The sequence below is a fragment of the Microcoleus sp. K4-B3 genome, from assembly GCF_036704615.1.
In the GTDB taxonomy this organism is placed as follows: domain Bacteria; phylum Cyanobacteriota; class Cyanobacteriia; order Cyanobacteriales; family Microcoleaceae; genus Microcoleus.
Window position 1 is genome coordinate 19868 of record NZ_JAUBSF010000052.1, and the last position, 15111, is coordinate 34978.

Here is a 15111-nt window from a genome sequence, read left to right on the forward strand (position 1 = left end):
ATCTGATATCAACACCTCTTGCACCATGCTCAGCAACAGGATAGCAGTGCCCGTTCTACAAAACATCAATTTTTTTAGGGGTGGGCGAATAGCCCGCCCCTAAAAAAATTAATCCAGCCAAGCCGCCATTTTACCTGCTAGCTTGCTTCTGAGTTTTGGGTTTGACTGCTTCGGCATCTTTGGGCTTAGAAGTGTCAGCTTTTAACAGTTCCGGGAATGGCGGCTGGAGGTTGTGAACTTCGATGTCCATTCCCAGCGGCAGAGGTGGAAGCTGCGGCAGATCGTTTTCCAAATCCTTGAGTGAGTTAGCGGTTTGTATTTCCACCATTTTCGGCATTTGCGGTACTTTGGCGGTTTCCAAAGTGCCGATCATTTTTGCCAGAGCGAATTCTAGCTGAGAACCAGGGTCGATCGCCACCCAACCTTGGTCAGTCATTTGCCGAACCTCGAAGTGCAGGTGAGGCCCTGTAGACATTCCTGTACTGCCGACGCGGCCGATCGTCTCTCCCTGTTTGACCCACTCTCCCGGTTTCACAAACAGTTCCGAAAGGTGGCCGTAGAGAGTTTCTTGAGACTTTTTGTTGTGGTTGAGAACCACCGTCAAACCGTAGCCGCCCAACCAATCGGCGATCGCCACTTGACCTGCATAGGCGGCCAGTACCGGCGTTCCCAGCGGGGCCCCCAAGTCAGTTCCAGTGTGAAACCTGCCGTAGCCCATAACTGGATGAGTCCGCCACCCAAACGGCGAAGTAATTGCCGAAGCAATAGATAGCGGAAACAGCAAGCTGCTGTTGCCATTTCCGGGCAGGCCTGCGGGACGCGGCGTGAGATTGTAGTAAGCAAAACCGGTATTGCTGCCGCTGCTGACACTAACCGCACCGACTTGAACCGGCCCGAGTCCCATGCTGGGCGCTGGAGCCCCGCCGTAAGATGCAGATCCAGCATAATACCCAGCGTCTGCGGAGTATCCAGCGTCTGCGGAGTAGCCGATGTTTGCCGAGTATCCAGCGTCTGCCGAATATCCAGCGTCTGCCGAGTAGCCAGCGCCTGCTGAGTAGCGCGGGGGTGCGTAAGCAGATTCCGGCGGGTTTGAACCCCCCCAAACCTGGCTGCCTATTTGTTGAACGGCTTGACCGATTTTACTGACAGGATTCCCGCTACTATTTCCGGCCACAGTTTCCCGAACATTGTCTGGAATGCTTTCTGGCAGATTTCGAGGAGGAGGGGCTGCAATATAGCCGTCGTCTGCGATCGGAGTTTCCGGGCTGTAGTTGGGTTCACCGGCATCTGCCGTCACCGGCTCGGAAACAGGAGGAGGCGCACACAAACCGCCAACTCCTTCGCAGCCGCTCGATCGTTCTGCAAACTCTATTCTTGTTGGCGCTTCGTACTCTTGATACTCGCTGGTAGCGCCAACGCTGTAGTCTGTTTGGTCGATTTCAGCGTGGGCTGGGTTAACTGGCGCTTCAAAAGGTGGCTCCTGGGCCGTAGCTTCTGGCAGGGGAATCAGCGCGGGTTCCGGCAGATAATATTGGGTGGGAGGTGGTTCGCTGGCGTACTCCGGCTCGGACGGCGGTTGGGCATCGAAAGGCTCGGACGGCGGAACTTCTGCCTGCGGTGCGGGGTCTGGTTCTGGCGACCCTTGGCTGTATTCGGGTTCCGGGGGCGGGAGAGGAGCTTCAAATAATGGCTGGAGCTCTGCTGCGCCGGGGACGGCTTGTTCTGCTGGCGGAGTTTCGGCTTGGGCCCAAACTAAGCCTTTGCTGAGCAGTCCCAGACTGGCAAGGCAACCCAGTCCCACCAGCAGTGAGCGCTCGGACAAAAGGCGCGATCGAGTCCGGGCGCCTGTAGGGTTCTTTTTTTGCTGTTTGGTGTTCAAATGGGCTGTTATTTGCTTGTCTGGAACTGGTTTCACGATTTTTTTTCCCAACTCAACAGGGGGTAAAAGGAGATCGAAGTCAGGATCGAATGTATTGCAATCCTTGTCTTTATACAGCCCTAAATGATTTTACCGGGCTTGAGGCAATTTTTTTGGCGCATCGAATAAGTCGAATGCCGCTGGGTAGAGTCGCGATGGATACCCTGGTTTTTTCGAGCCTGATTGCACTGACAACTCGTCTGTGACGGTCACACTGATGATAGCGCTTTGGCGTTCGTATATGTTAATTAGTTACCGAAATTTTGCTCTCGGGTCATGCAAAATTTTGGTGGCGTCCGCCGGAGTTAACTGCCGAGGAATCGCGATTTTGTGATTAAAGCCGATCGTCGATTTAAACGTAGTCGGCATAATTGTTGATTGTTTAGAATACAAGCTAAATGATTCGCTTGGGTAAGGATAGGTTTCATGACTGTAGCTGGCGATCTCTTGACAAATGTTCCTGACTCTGAGTGCGCCGGACAACCAGACGGTATTAGTTGGGAGTGGCAGAACTCTGAAGGCTTGCCCTATCTGACTTGCAGCTTGCTTTCTCGCTGGTCTCACGGCTTTTTTACTCGCGATTTCTCGCCCCAGGGGCCGATCGATCTGACGGAAGTTCTGCAACCTGGAGCTAAGGTTTACCGACTCCAACAGGTACACGGCAATGCGGTACTCAAAACCACTCAGTTGCCCCCGGTTGTGCCTCCCAACCCGGAAACTGCCGCCCCAAGCTATGCTGAGGCTGATGGCTTGGTGGCCGAGGGAGAATTGGAGGCGCTGTGGGTTTGCTCGGCCGACTGCGTGCCGGTGCTGATTGCTGACGATCGCACGGGACTGGTTGCGGCAGTTCACGCGGGTTGGCGCGGGACTGCTGCTAAGATATTACCAGAGGCGATCGCTCAACTTGTGGCACAAGGCAGTCAACTAGAAAATCTGAAGATTGCTATGGGGCCGGCGATCGCTGGAGAGGTTTACCAGGTATCTGTGGCAGTGGCAGCGGAACTGGGAGCCACCATTGCTCCTAAGAGTGCCGTGAGTGCGACAGCAGACGGCATTCTAGAGTTTTTGGAACAACTCCCGGAAACGCCTGTCTTAGCCGATCCAGAACCGGGAAAGGTACGCTTGGATGTTCGCCTCTGCAATGCTCTGCAATTGCAGCAGTTGGGAATTGATCTTTGTCAAGTGGCGATCGCTCCTTTCTGTACTTATTCTGACTCGGCTCGCTTTTTTTCCTACCGCCGCGATCGACTTAAACAAGTCCAGTGGTCGGGAATTGTGAGCGCCTGCGGGACAAGTTCATTCTGAGGGCATTTGGCAGAAGGTTAAATTTTAGACGGCCCAGATAAAAATAAAAATCTTTGGATTCATTATTTTTTATTTACGAATGCCGAATGCCTACTAGCTTCTACCTTCCTAAGGTTTGCTGGTTCCTGTTTTAAAGCACTAAAAACTAGCAGCAAAACTTTTGGGAAAGCGGCAGAGCCCCCGCCCCGCTTTCCTCTCTTGTTAAGATTGCTCTATAACGAGAGTCTTCAGCGGGTTATTACAATGAGTGAGCCAACTCCCTATCAACTGCTTGAAGTCGATGAAGATGCTTCCTTTGATGAAGTGCAAGAGGCCCGCACGCGCCTAGCTGAGCAGTACAGTGGTGACAAGAAACGTTTGGAATCGATCGAAGCAGCCTACGACGCGATCCTCATGGATCGCCTGCGGCAGCGACAGGAAGGTAAAATTAAAGTCCCCGAACGCATCCGCTTTCCCGAGCGGCTGACTCCCCCACCCGCAAGCTTTACTCCCTCTCCTCCTAGTGGCAGCCCAGCTTGGTTGCAGCGGCTGATCGATACTCCTAGTCGATCGGACATTTTGTGGCCGGCTGGGGTGTATGTGGGGTTAGGCGGACTGAGTATTTATCCGGCGGCTAATGATGCTTTACTACAGTTGACTCTGGCTCTTGGGGTCGGCTCTTGTCTTTATTTTGTTAATCGCAAGGAACAAAAATTTGGTCGGGCCGTGCTGCTGACTGTGGCTGGCTTGGTTATAGGCTTGCTGCTGGGAGGCCTTGTGGGATCTTTTGTCAGTCCGGCATTTATAACAACAGAGAAATTTATCGCTTTGTTTACGTTTTTAATTCTGTGGCTGGTCAGCGGTTTTCTGCGATAGTCAGGAGTCATTAGTCAGCAGTTATTAGTCAGCAGTCATTAGTCAGCAGTCATTAGTCATTAGTCAGCAGTCAGCAGCCAACAACTAATAACTGTGAAATCAAGACCTCGGACAAATAACATCAGCTAACAATTAATAACTCATAACTAATGACTAATGACTAATGACTAATTTTGGCGACCTAAAATAATCTCAACTGCTTCACTCAAATTGTTAACAATTAAATCCGGTTGGTGCATTTCTAGTTGGGTGCGATCGCGAATTCCGCACAAAACACCAATTACCTTAACACCGTGCGTTTTTGCTGCTATAATGTCCACCTCCGTATCGCCAACCATCCAAAGGTCAGAAGCCGGCGGCAGTTCGGCGAGAGCTCTTGCCATTAGCAGGGGCTTATCTTTGACATCCCCGGTTTTGACGTAATCGTTGGGGAGGCAATAGCGGCGGTTTTCAGGGAAAAATTGCCCTAAATTGCAGCGGTTGAAAGCTTCATCTAGTTCCCTGACCCGGCGCATGGTCATCACCGCTAAGTCTACTCCAGCGCGCTGCACCTTTTCGAGGGTTTCCAGAGCGCTGGGAACAGGTCGATCGTAAATCATGTAGGGTAGGGTGTGGACGGTTTGACGGCGTTTCTGGGCAAAATCGCGGGCTTGGGCTGCGTCTAATCCTGAGAGAATGGCGATTTCGGTTTCGGGAACCCGCGCGCGTTTCATGTCCCAAAACTCTGCCTTGGGGAGTTCGCGCACTGGTTGGTCCGAACGCTGAGTCTCGGCGAGACACTGCTGGTAAACTCGGTAGTAGCGATCGGACACGTCCATGATCGGGCCATCAAAGTCGGTAATAAGTCTCAGCATTTAGCAGAATATTTTTAAGCTTTTATACAAATTGTTCGATATTATAATATCACTTAGAGGTAACAGTTTCTTTACAAAAATTGACACAAATAACCAGGGGAGGTAAGGTCTATAGGAATGGTTCTAATTAAAGGGAACATTTGAATTAAACTGTGCCGCTCCTCAAGTTTAGCGGTTGTAACCCATATCGGGGAATTTAAAATTAAGATGTGCGGCACAAATAGTGCAAACCGCTACGTATTGTTCATAAATCTCAACCTCAAGTGAGACTGATTTTGACTGCGCTTTCTCAAAAATAAAGTTGGTAAAATTAATATTTTGCCCATTTTTAAAAGAAGCAAAAAACTGTTTGGAGAATCAAAAGTGCACTGTTTCCATAAATTAGCCAGCGGTAACAGGTGGTGGCATCCGCCAGTATAAAAATTCCCATGAGAAATAGCAGCCAAAAAACAACTAACTTTACCTGCTAACCTTGGAGAGTGATGCTCTACAATAACGAAATACTTCCAACATTAACTGTAGAGAGCAGCCCAAGAAGTATTAATATTCTTCTTTATAAGCTGTTATCCTTACGCAGGATGGAATACCTCGCAGTGGATCGGGAACTTAAGATTAAAGAAATATCTTTGAAAGTGCAAGATTTTAGCTATATTCATGAGGAAGTAGCCGAAGGAAAAGACGTGCGCGATTGTTTTCCTGAACTGATTGGAATTGAAGGAATCCTTGAAGGCATTATTGAAGAACGAGAGCAAGACTTTCAGTTAAAATCAATTACCCGAGTTCTCAAAAATGGATCTTATGTGTATCTAAATTTGTACATCTTTGGCTATAAGGGACAAGCCAATGCTGACAGATTGATTATTTTATGCGAAGATGTGACAGATAGTATTGTAGCTCAGCAAAGCATGCTTCAGGCTGCCAACGAAAACAGTATTAAAGTGGATTATTTAGCTGCGACTGGAGATTATATTGACAAAATTATTAATTCCCTAGGCGATGTTTTGTTAGTAACAGCAACATCAGGAAAAATCAAAAAAGTGAATCAAGCTGCACAGCAATTATTTGGATATACAGAAGCAGAATTTATCGGCAAATCCATATCCATGATTACGACTGACGAGGAATTGTTGCGCAAAGTCAGCCAGCTACCTCCTGCACTTAAAAGCGAATATTGGCCTCAAGTAAAAGTAGCTTGCCAAACGAAAATAGGTTTAAAGCTGATTGTCGCATTTTCATGCTCTACTTTCGAGACAAGCATAGGAAGCAAGTATCCAGATAGCGATGTTCTACACGATTTTGTTTATATCGGCAAAGACATTACCAAGCAACAGCGCATAAAAAATTGTCAAGAAGCACAGTATGCTGTTACTCATATCCTGTCAGAATCAAGTTCTCTAGATAGCGCAACTCCGAGAATTTTGCAAGGTATTTGCCAAAGTTTTGGGTGGGATATTGGCGAACTTTGGACGCCCGCAGAGGGGGATAAAGAAAGTAGATTTGGTGCTGAAATAAAATCAGAAAAAGATCCGCTTTTGTGGCTGCCACTTTGCTGTCCGATCGAGGAAACTCCTTGTTGGCGGCGGGTGGCAGTTTGGCAGGCAGCGGAAGAAGTTAGCGAGTTTGCCGAAAACGACCCGCAAATTACTTTGGCTCCGGGTGAGGGTTTGCCGGGAGCGGTTTCCAGGAGCGGTTCTCCGCAGTGGATTACTGATTTTGCCGGCGATCGCAATTTCGTGCGATCGCGCTTGGCCGAGCAAGCGGGACTGCGATCGGGATTCGGTTTTCCCATTCACGCTAGGGGCCAAGTTGTAGGAGTAATGACTTTTTTTTGTCGGGAAGAACTGCCACCGGATCAAGAGTTACTTCAGATAATAGGTGGTTTAGGTTCTCAATTAGGCGAGTTTGTTAAGCGCAAATTTGCGGAGCAAGAATTGCAAAAAGCTGAAGCTTCTATCCGATTTTTGTACGAACAAGAAAAACGGCAAAGTGAAGAATTAGCTCGGCAAAATTTAGCTTTAGAACAAGCCAAATTAAAATTAGAAGCAGCTAACATGGAATTGCAGCGGCTCGCTTCGGTGGACGGATTGACTCAAATTCCCAACCGTCGCTGTTTTGACAAAAAATTGGAGTTAGAATGGCATTGCATGCAGCGAGAAAAAGAGTCGCTGTCTTTAATTTTGTGCGATATCGATTTTTTCAAACTTTACAACGATCATTACGGGCATCAAGGAGGCGACGAATGTTTAAAACAAGTGGCGCAGATTTTAGCTAGCAACGCTCAGCGGGCGGGAGATTTAGCCGCCCGCTACGGCGGCGAAGAATTTACGGTAATTTTGTCGCGAACTGATGTGAAAGGAGCAATGCGGGTAGCTGAATCAATTCGCAGCGATTTGAAAGCTGCGGCAATTTTTCACGCTGCTTCCAAGGTAAGTAAGTTTATAACTCTCAGTATGGGGCTCGCTAGTGCTGTGCCTTCTGCTGGTTTATCGATTGAGGGGTTAATTGGACAGGCCGATCGAGCGCTGTATCGAGCTAAACTAGAAGGGCGCGATCGTATAGTTTGCCTAGACTTGAAAAGAGAATTTCAGGGCGGGAAAGGAGTATTTTCTGATGATTGTGAGAGAAGCTAAAATCGCTGACGCACCTGCAATCGCACGGGTTAATCTAGATACTTGGCGGACAGCTTACCGGGAAATTGTACCAGCAGATTACCTCGCACAGTTATCCTATGAAAAGCGAGAAACCAATTGGCGAGAAATCCTCCTAAAGGCAGAAAAAAGTGAAGATTTTGTGTGTGTAGCTGAGAATGACGAGGGAAAAATTGTGGGTTTTGCTGCGGGTGGTTGCGAGCGAACTGGCAAATATGTTTATCAAGGAGAATTATTTGCCATCTATATTTTGGAGGAATATCAGCGTCAAGGAATCGGACGGCAACTTGTGAGAACAGTTGCAACAAAATTGGCAGAATTAACTTTGAATTCGATGCTGGTTTGGGTACTGGGAGACAATTCAGCTTGCAGGTTTTATGAATTTTTAGGAGGTGAAAAAGTGGAGGAACAACAGACAAGCAGAGCAGGAGTTGCACTCAAAGAAATTGCCTACGGGTGGAGGGATATCGCAGTGCTGATAAACACGCCAGCCTGACCTAAAAAGGGGAAGTTTTATCCATCATTTATCAAACTTCCCCTCTTCATTTGTTCCCGTTCAATTGCCTCAAACAAAGCTCGAAAATTCCCTGCGCCAAAACCTCCCGCTTGCACTTGTTTGCCGTTAACTAAAGTAACTCGGCGTTCAATCATCTCGAAAAAGAAAGTCGGTTCTGCAAAAATTGGCTGGGTAAAGATTTGCAGCAGCATCGCTGCGGGAGTATCTTCTTGCCAATCTGCCAAAACTTCAGAAGCTGCAATTGATTGCCAATCTGGGGGCAAATAGTTTTGCCGCTGCTGCAATTCGGAGTAGTATGTTGGAGGAACAGGCAGAAAAGGTAAACCGCGCGATCGCAAATCGGCAACAACCCCCACAATATTATTAGTTTGCAAAGCCATGTGCTGAATTCCCGGCCCCCGATTTGCGCTCAAAAACTCTTGAATTTGAGAATTAGTTGATGCCGGTTCATTAATCGGGAATTGCACCCCACCTTCAGCGTGCACCATAACTTGGCTCCGCAAAGCCGATTTCTGAGTCTGAATGTCAAAATTTTGCTGCGGTTGAAAACCTAATATTTTTTGATACCAACTAACAGCACTTGACAAATCGCCAGATTCAACATTTAACACTACGTGGTCAATCAAGGTAAACAGCGGCAGCTTACCCAAACCCGATAGCAGTGAATGGCCACCAATTCGCTCAACGAGCGTGTGGCTTAAATCTCCCCAACCAGCGATTTTTGCGCGCTTAAAATAGCCTCCTTCGTTTAGGTCTTCTTGAATCGGTTCGAGGATTTTAGCGCCTTCGGCAGCCGCTCTAGCTACCGCTAATTCGATATTTTTTACCCGAAAACCCACATCGGCAATCCCGGGAGGATGAAACTTCAACCAACTAGCAGCCAGACTAGCGGGAGTTAGGGGCGAAGATAAAACAAAACATACATTGCCGCTGGTGACAACTTCAGTTTGAGTGTGGCTGTTGGCATAACCTGCTGTTGATTGAAAGCCTAAGCGGCTGACAAACCAGTCGCGGGATATTTTAGCATTTTCAACGTAAAAGTGAATGCGATCGAACTCCATAATCAATAATTGAAAATGGAAAGTGAAAAATGGATAATCGGCTGATTTTCAGTGGGAAACTGCAAGGGAGGAACTGAGGAAAGGATATTTTTCATGTATTTTTAGTGCGCGCGCTTAATAATAACGTAAAAATTTAATATCCTAAATCCCCCTGAAGGCAGAAATAGGTCGGCAATTAAAAGAAACCCGGTGTCTGCGATAACTTGGATTCGGCCGCGAGGTCTGCCTCAAGCGGTCAGGTGTACCCATAAGCACCCTAGATATAGAGGTTACGGGCAAGTTCTCAAACTTAAAGATGTCATAATTTTTTTGCCTTTGAGCTTTGGCTGCCGAACCCCGAATGCCTTCAAGTCACTCCCCAATCGCTAAAAGAACAAATGACTTTCCGGCTGAATATTAATCTCCATCGGCACAGCTTGCGGGTCAGCCGAAAGAGCAAACATAATCGCATTTGCGGCAGTTTCGGTACTCAGCATTTTTGACCTGTCTACCTTCAAACTCACATTATCCCAAAAAGGAGAATCCACCCCGCCAAAATAGAATAGCGTAAACTTAATGCCGTAGCGTCGCAGCTCATCTGCCATGCACTTGCTGAAACCAACTACCCCAAACTTTGAAGCGCAATAAGCCGTTCCCATCGCCATCGAATGCTTGCCCAAAATCCCGATGACATTGCAAATGTGGCCGAATTTGCGCTCTTTCATCACATTCGCCGCTGCTTGAGACGTGTAAAAACTGCCTTTTAAGTTCAAGTCAAGCATTGCATCTAAATCAGCGGGTTCTAACTTGTTCCACTGCTTGAGAATTCCGGCACCGGCGGCATTTATGAGGGCATCAATTCGTCCGAAATGCCCCGCCGCTTTGTGCATCAGCGTCTCGACTTGCGGTAAATCGGTGATATCTGTGGGTACGCACAGTACCTCTGTTGCTGAAAGTTCGCTAGCTAAAGCGTCTAATTTACTGCTGTCTCTGGCTGCGAGCACTAGCCTCGCACCCGCATCAGCGAGTTTGCGGGCTACCGCTGAACCGATGCCGCCAGTCGCACCCACCACAACCACAACTTTGTCCTGCATATCCCTTTACATTTCTTTACGTCCAGTTTGTATGATAACTCAAGTTGCTAGTAATGGCGATGCTTATATATTTTAATTTTTAATTAATTGAGGGAAACTTGCCAGCCTTTTTCGGCTTTTTTTAGCTGGAGAGAAGCGCAGGATTGCAAAAATTTAGTAAACTTTCTACCGAGATTAAAATCTTTAATTATTTGGGTAATTTGTTTGCCGTATTGTCTGTGAAATTCGCTACCTACATTAGAGAGAAATACATAATTTTCAGGAGAGTTGTCGGTTAAGTCGCTAACTATTTTGACAAGAGCTCTTTCCAAGTCTTCCAGAGAATTAATATCTGTCAAGGTCGCAGGTGCTGCCTGCTGGTTATTCAGATTTTCTTGGCTAAGTATTGGCGGTGGGGGCGACAGTCTGACTTCAAAAATAGTGACATAAGTTTGAGAAGTTTCTGAGGGTTTGTGGAGGACAAAATCGGTAGGATATTTGAGAAATATATCCCTGGTTTTAGTGCCGAGCAAATGATGGGCAACAACTTGATTTAGGACTAAACCGTAATTCTCTCTAAATAAAGCTGAAATTGTAGACAGTTTTATCCACTGAGTTGAGGTACGTTTTTGCTCTTTTTTGATTAACTCTTTTAGCTGAATAACTAATTGTTCTACGGGTGTAATTTCCGGTGTCGTTACGAGGGAATGGGTTTCAACTTGTCTGGTTTGGCTGTTTAAAACTATGATTTTATCTATTTGTTTGCGGACTTGAAATACTGTTAATCCGTGGGCTTGCAGTGTGTTGCTGAGGTGAGTGAGGGCTCGATCGGACGAACAGACAAAAATCTCTTTGGCTGTGGGATAATGTACGAAAATCGAGGCGCCGACTGTAGCCATTTTTAAGTCGGCGCTGTCTTTGCCGGGGGGGACGTGAATTAGTTGATAGCCGCGCTGGTGAAATTCGGCATCTTTCTTGCCCATGCTGCGCCAGTTGGCAAAGGCAACTTTGATTTGGATGGGATAGTGGCAAATTCCCTCTAGGAATTTTTCGGTTTCGATGGTGAGTTGCAAGTTTTCGACATCTAACAGCAAGATAGCAATGCCGACAGGAGGGGAGGCTGGTTGATTGGCTGTTGGAGTTGGAGGTTCTGAGGAAACTGAGTTTTGTGATTTAGCTGGTGCTGTTTGAGATTGGGCTAGCTGCTGAATTTTGGCCCATAATTTGCTGAATTGAGGTGAATTAACGAATTCTGGAACCAGCAGAATTTGTAGGTATTTTTTCGCAGTCAGCAGCAGGGAATCTGTATCGCTGGCTACTCTAAAACTTTTTGTCAATTTTCCAATCAAAACGGACTGAAAATCAGGTTTAGCCCAGGGGGTTTTCCTGTATTTTTCAGCTATCCATTCGGGATGCTTTTCCTGAATGGAAATTAGTGTTTGAGCGATATAGCGACTGATGGCGCTGAATGCGGGAGATTCTTCAGTCGCCAGCAAGGGAGTTCGATCGGGCATGGCCCTCTACAATGCGGGATGCTGTTTCAATTTATCACAATTCTACTTTCTCGCTGGGAGTCGGACGATCGCCCGCCAAATTAAACCGGTGGCAATTAATGCCAATCCTGTCAGCCAAATTTGCCTCTCCACCCAGAAAGCCAGAAACAGACAACTCCCCAAACCCACCCAAGCCAACCACTGCGGATAAAGCCTTTCGGCGGGGGAAAGTTGCAGCGCGGCGAGGTTGGTGATAGCGTAATATATCAAAACGCTAAAAGCGCTAAATGACCAAGTGGTTTTGACATCGCCAACGAGGATTAAAAGTGCGATCGTAACTTCGACAACCACCACAGCCACGTAGGGAGTTGTCCCCTCTGGATTCAGCCGCGCCAAGACTCTTGGCATATCCAGACGCCGCCCCATCGCCAGCCAGACGCGCGACAGCCCTAAAATTAAGTTCAGCAAGACTCCCAACATAGCGGTAATTGCACCGACGGCTAGCAGTTGAGAAACTCCTGGAATTGGGAAACTGCGGGCGATGACTTCCAGGGGTGCAGTCGTGCCACCTGTTTGTAAAGACAATTTATCGGGTGCCCCTGCGCCCGCGACAACTACTGCTACCCCCACGTAAAGCAGCATTGTCAGCACCAAAGTGAAAATTATGGCTTTGGGAATGGTTTCCCTCGGTTCCCGCACTTCCTCGCTCATTGTGGTGATGCGGGCGTAACCGCTATAAGCGACAAACATCAGGGCGGTGGCCTGGAAGATGGAGCCGATCGAGCTATCATTCTGTACGGTGGCCATTTCCCACCTTACCTCTGGCAAACCGACAGCAACAAACACCGCTAAGGATAAAAGTGTAACTGAGACTATGGCAGTATTGGCAATATTCGATCGCCTAATTCCCGTCAATACAATTAAAGTGAGGGTGGCGAGGGCGACTAAAGCTGTTAGGATCAAGTAAGTGCGATCGGCTACACCAACTGCATTTAAAAAATACCCCGCAAAACCTAAAGCAGCAGTAGCCGCAGAAGCCGTTTTCGCCAACAAAAACATCCAGCCGGCAGTGAAACCCAGCCAAGGATTGAGATATTTGTAGCCATATTCATAAGTACCGCCGCTAACAGGATGATTTGCCGCTAATTGAGCGCTGTTAAGACCATTGCAAACAGCAACTAAAGCAGCAATACCCACAGCCAAAATCACTCCGGGCCCAGCAACTTCCGCTGCAATCCCGATACTCACAAATACTCCAGTGCCCACGATTGAGCCCAGCCCCATGAGAGTAGCGCCGAAAACACCCAATTCTCGCTTAAGCAGTGGTAAAGACATAACTATAGCGGTTTTCTGTTCAGTGCCATACTGATATTAGCAGGACTAAAGCTTTTGTCACGTTGAAACAGGTTTGTAGTTGCGCTTCAGCGCCGGCCGGCGCTGAAGCGCAACTACAAACCTAAAAAAGAACTTTGGTATTAACCGAAACGACCTTGAATGTAATCCCTCGTACTCGAATTGCTTGCAGACGTAAAAATCCGACTTGTCGGCCCAAATTCAACCAGGCGGCCGATGCGACTTTCATCAGTATTAAAAAATGCCGTGTAATCAGAAACCCGAGCCGCTTGCTGCATATTATGCGTCACAATCACCACCGTTAACTCCTGCCGCAGAGTCTGAAACAACTCCTCAATCTTCATCGTAGAAATCGGATCTAAAGCAGAACAAGGTTCATCCATCAGCAAAATTTTTGGCTGCACAGCCAAAGCGCGAGCAATACAAAGTCGCTGCTGCTGTCCCCCCGAAATCCCCTGAGCCGATTTCTTCAAATCGTCTTTGACTTCATTCCAAAGCGCCGCACTTTTAAGTGCAGATTCCACAATCTCATCTAATTCTGCTTTGCTTTTGCGACCAAAAAGCCTCACCCCGTAAGCAATATTATCGTAGATGCTCAGCGGAAAAGGATTCGGTCTTTGAAACACCATCCCAATTTGCCGGCGCAAACTATTAATGTTTACTTTCGGGCTGTAAATATCCTGTCCAAAAAACTCTACTCTTCCTTTAATTTTAACCTTTCCCTCCAATTCACCAATCCGGTTGAGAGCTTTGAGAAAGGTAGATTTGCCGCAACCTGAAGGGCCAATAATAGCAGTAATTTGCGGGTGAGGGATATTCATCGATAAATTTTCTAAGACTTTGTGAGTTCCGTAATAAAAACTCAAGTCCTGAACCCGCAGTGCTGGCATTGCATTGGGGTCAATTTCCGGGGTGGCATTTTCTAGGAATTTATCTGTAGAGTTTTCGGCCTTCAAGTTAGCTTTAGGTTTCATTATTTGCCTGGTTATATTGTTAATATTTGACTGATAGATGGACTTGAGTTATTGATTTATCGATTTTGCAAGCGTTTCCGAGTTACTGTACGGGATGCGACGCTAGCAATCAAAACCATGCCCAAAAGCACAGAGGCAGCAGTCCACGCCAATTCGTTCTGCTCCTTGTAAGGAGAGCTGGCGTAGCTATATATTAATACCGACATAGAAGGAGTCGGAGTCAGAAGTGTTTCGGGAATTTCTTTTAGTTTTGAGATAGTTTCTGCACCTATGGGGGACTGCATTATCTCGCCCAATTTATCAACTAAAGGAGGCCAAAATTGACTCGACAACGCTGTTACAATCAACGGTGCGGTTTCGCCGGCGGCCCGGGAAGCAGCGAGTAAAATACCTGTGGTAATAGTTGGAAGTGCTGAGGGAATAATAATCCGAAAAATAGTTTGAAAACGTCCGCCTCCCAAACCAGCCGAAGCGAGACGGTAAGAAGTAGGCACTAATTTTAATGCTTGTTCTGTTGTCAGAGCAACAACTGGAAGCATGATGATGCCGAGGGCGAAACCGCCGGCTAAGGATGAAAAGGCTTTGGTGGTAACGACAATTAGGGCGTAGGAAAAGACGCCAACTACGATCGAGGGAACACTGCTGAGAATCACGGTAATAAAGCGAATACTATTAGCCATCGCTTTGTTTTCTCTACCAAACTCAGACAAAAATATTCCCGTCATTACGCCGATAGGCACGCTGATTAATGTCGCAATTCCCACCATTAAAGCTGTCCCAAGAATCGCATTTGCAAAGCCGTTAGGCTGGTCTTCAACTCCGACGGGGGCGGGCAGAGATACTAGCACTTCCCAGCTCAAATGTGTGAGTCCTTCCCCCAGGATTTTGTATAAAATAGCAAACAAAGGCAGCAGAGCCAGAGCTGTCAGAGCGAAAGCGATAACTGTCATTCCCCGGCTGAAACAAGTTCTGCTTAGCGACAGGGGGTTGTTGATTTCTACATCCAGAATACTGTTTGAATTTTGTGTTTGAGTCATGGAATTTTAGATTTGATATTTTAGATTGAACCAGCGGATAAATC

At 47.2% G+C, this 15111-nt stretch carries 12 protein-coding genes; 4 read left to right on the forward strand and 8 right to left on the reverse strand.

Features of this window, described 5'->3' with window-relative positions:
• Window positions 1-130 precede the first annotated feature (130 nt).
• Window positions 131-1915, reverse strand: coding sequence for a peptidoglycan DD-metalloendopeptidase family protein (locus QUA78_RS20380; RefSeq protein WP_333303261.1), 1785 nt, complete (start codon window positions 1913-1915; stop codon window positions 131-133).
• A gap of 429 nt (window positions 1916-2344) precedes the next feature.
• Between QUA78_RS20380 and pgeF the strand changes: the two genes are divergently transcribed.
• Both pgeF and QUA78_RS20390 read left to right on the forward strand, forming a co-directional pair.
• Entirely contained in the window at window positions 2345-3223 is an 879-nt protein-coding gene (gene pgeF / locus QUA78_RS20385; protein ID WP_333303262.1) for a peptidoglycan editing factor PgeF, read from the forward strand.
• Between the two features lie 243 nt (window positions 3224-3466).
• The gene (locus QUA78_RS20390; RefSeq protein ID WP_333303263.1) at window positions 3467-4078 is read left to right on the forward strand and encodes a CPP1-like family protein; all 612 of its coding nucleotides are present in this window, start codon (window positions 3467-3469) and stop codon (window positions 4076-4078) included.
• A 167-nt stretch (window positions 4079-4245) separates the two neighbouring features.
• Here QUA78_RS20390 and QUA78_RS20395 read toward each other — a convergent pair whose 3' ends face one another.
• Window positions 4246-4932, reverse strand: coding sequence for an HAD family hydrolase (locus QUA78_RS20395; protein WP_333303264.1), 687 nt, complete (start codon window positions 4930-4932; stop codon window positions 4246-4248).
• 578 nt (window positions 4933-5510) lie between these two features.
• Between QUA78_RS20395 and QUA78_RS20400 the strand changes: the two genes are divergently transcribed.
• Window positions 5511-7562, forward strand: coding sequence for a diguanylate cyclase (locus tag QUA78_RS20400; protein ID WP_333303265.1), 2052 nt, complete (start codon window positions 5511-5513; stop codon window positions 7560-7562).
• Window positions 7543-8076 carry a GNAT family N-acetyltransferase gene (locus tag QUA78_RS20405; protein WP_333303266.1) on the forward strand — a complete coding sequence of 178 codons (534 nt, stop codon included), beginning with the start codon at window positions 7543-7545 and terminating at the stop codon, window positions 8074-8076. Before QUA78_RS20400 ends, QUA78_RS20405 begins: the two co-directional genes overlap by 20 nt.
• 17 nt (window positions 8077-8093) lie before the next feature.
• On the opposite strand, the gene hppD is transcribed toward QUA78_RS20405, so the two are convergent.
• The 6 genes from hppD to pstA form a co-directional block, all read right to left on the reverse strand.
• On the reverse strand, window positions 8094-9158 hold the full coding sequence (hppD, locus tag QUA78_RS20410; protein ID WP_333303267.1) for a 4-hydroxyphenylpyruvate dioxygenase: 1065 nt from the start codon (window positions 9156-9158) through the stop codon (window positions 8094-8096).
• A 365-nt stretch (window positions 9159-9523) separates the two neighbouring features.
• Window positions 9524-10231 carry an SDR family oxidoreductase gene (locus tag QUA78_RS20415; RefSeq protein WP_333303268.1) on the reverse strand — a complete coding sequence of 236 codons (708 nt, stop codon included), beginning with the start codon at window positions 10229-10231 and terminating at the stop codon, window positions 9524-9526.
• A gap of 83 nt (window positions 10232-10314) precedes the next feature.
• Window positions 10315-11724, reverse strand: a complete 1410-nt coding sequence (locus QUA78_RS20420) for an NYN domain-containing protein (RefSeq protein WP_333303269.1) — start codon at window positions 11722-11724, stop codon at window positions 10315-10317.
• A gap of 42 nt (window positions 11725-11766) precedes the next feature.
• Complete coding sequence (locus QUA78_RS20425; RefSeq protein WP_333303271.1) at window positions 11767-13038, reverse strand: APC family permease; 1272 nt, start codon at window positions 13036-13038, stop codon at window positions 11767-11769.
• Window positions 13039-13178: 140 nt separating this feature from the next.
• Window positions 13179-14030: a phosphate ABC transporter ATP-binding protein PstB gene (pstB, locus tag QUA78_RS20430; RefSeq protein WP_333303272.1), complete on the reverse strand. Its 852-nt coding sequence runs from the start codon at window positions 14028-14030 to the stop codon at window positions 13179-13181.
• 56 nt (window positions 14031-14086) lie between these two features.
• Window positions 14087-15067: a phosphate ABC transporter permease PstA gene (gene pstA / locus QUA78_RS20435; RefSeq protein WP_333303273.1), complete on the reverse strand. Its 981-nt coding sequence runs from the start codon at window positions 15065-15067 to the stop codon at window positions 14087-14089.
• Between the last annotated feature and the right edge of the window lie 44 nt (window positions 15068-15111).

Coding starts and splice junctions, on each gene's coding strand:
- QUA78_RS20405 (WP_333303266.1), top strand. CDS start 7,543: ATGATTGTGAGAGAAGCTAAAATCGCTGACGCACCTGCAATCGCACGG.
- hppD (WP_333303267.1), bottom strand. CDS start 9,158: ATGGAGTTCGATCGCATTCACTTTTACGTTGAAAATGCTAAAATATCC.
- QUA78_RS20395 (WP_333303264.1), bottom strand. CDS start 4,932: ATGCTGAGACTTATTACCGACTTTGATGGCCCGATCATGGACGTGTCC.
- QUA78_RS20400 (WP_333303265.1), top strand. CDS start 5,511: ATGGAATACCTCGCAGTGGATCGGGAACTTAAGATTAAAGAAATATCT.
- QUA78_RS20415 (WP_333303268.1), bottom strand. CDS start 10,231: ATGCAGGACAAAGTTGTGGTTGTGGTGGGTGCGACTGGCGGCATCGGT.
- pstA (WP_333303273.1), bottom strand. CDS start 15,067: ATGACTCAAACACAAAATTCAAACAGTATTCTGGATGTAGAAATCAAC.
- QUA78_RS20420 (WP_333303269.1), bottom strand. CDS start 11,724: ATGCCCGATCGAACTCCCTTGCTGGCGACTGAAGAATCTCCCGCATTC.
- QUA78_RS20390 (WP_333303263.1), top strand. CDS start 3,467: ATGAGTGAGCCAACTCCCTATCAACTGCTTGAAGTCGATGAAGATGCT.
- QUA78_RS20425 (WP_333303271.1), bottom strand. CDS start 13,038: ATGTCTTTACCACTGCTTAAGCGAGAATTGGGTGTTTTCGGCGCTACT.
- pstB (WP_333303272.1), bottom strand. CDS start 14,030: ATGAAACCTAAAGCTAACTTGAAGGCCGAAAACTCTACAGATAAATTC.
- pgeF (WP_333303262.1), top strand. CDS start 2,345: ATGACTGTAGCTGGCGATCTCTTGACAAATGTTCCTGACTCTGAGTGC.